Origin of the sequence: Dyella ginsengisoli (assembly GCF_044904665.1) — a bacterium.
In the GTDB taxonomy this organism is placed as follows: Bacteria; Pseudomonadota; Gammaproteobacteria; order Xanthomonadales; family Rhodanobacteraceae; genus Dyella_A; species Dyella_A ginsengisoli.
This window is the reverse complement of record NZ_JADIKM010000016.1, coordinates 1-727: the sequence shown is the minus strand read 5'-3', so window position 1 is coordinate 727 and position 727 is coordinate 1. Positions and strand designations below refer to the sequence as shown.

Sequence of the window (727 nt, the reverse complement as noted above, 5' to 3'; positions counted from 1 at the left end):
TCGAACGACGAGGTGCCGCCCACGATGAACGCGCCGCCCTGGCTGATCCCGCCAGACGTCGTCGTCACCGACAAATTGCCGCTCACGGCCAGCGTGCTGGCCGCACTGAACGAACCACTGGTCGTGGTCAATGCACCCAGCGCCGTCGTCGCGCCTACTGCACCGCCCAACGTCAGCGCGCCGCCCGTGTTTGCGTTCAAGGCGTACGCGCCATCCACGGTGGAGGCCAGGTCGATCGCCCCGCTGCCGGTGCTGGTCAGCGTGGTGTTGGCGATCAGGTTCACCGCGTCGTTGTAGGTCTGGGCTCCGCTGGTCGTCACGTTGCCACCGAGCTGCGTCGTGCCGCCGGCGTCCGTGCTCAGGCTGGCCAGCGCCGTGGTGCCACCCACCGCGCCACCAAAACTGGTGGTGCCGGCAGTCGCGAGGCTCAACGCATGCGCGCCGTTCACCGTCGTGCCGAAAGTGATCGCGCCCGCGCCGGTGCTGGTCAACGTGCTGTCGCCGACGAGGCTGACCGCGTCACCGTAGCTCTGGCTGCCGCTGGTGGTCACCACGCCGCCGAGCTGCGTGCTGCCGGCGGCATCCGTGGTCAGGCTGGTCAACGCGGTGGTGCCACCCACGGCGCCGCCAAAGCCGGTGGTGCCGGCGGTGTTCACGCTCAGCGCATGGGCGCCGTCCACCGTCGAACCGAAGCCGATCGCGCCGGCACCGCTGCTTGCCAGGGTCA

General features: G+C 70.0%; 1 protein-coding gene. It reads right to left on the bottom strand.

All coding sequences use genetic code 11. The features are described 5' to 3' along the window. Positions 1-727, bottom strand: a 727-nt coding sequence (locus tag ISP17_RS19505) for a hypothetical protein (RefSeq protein WP_404636175.1), incomplete at both ends; no start/stop codon positions are given.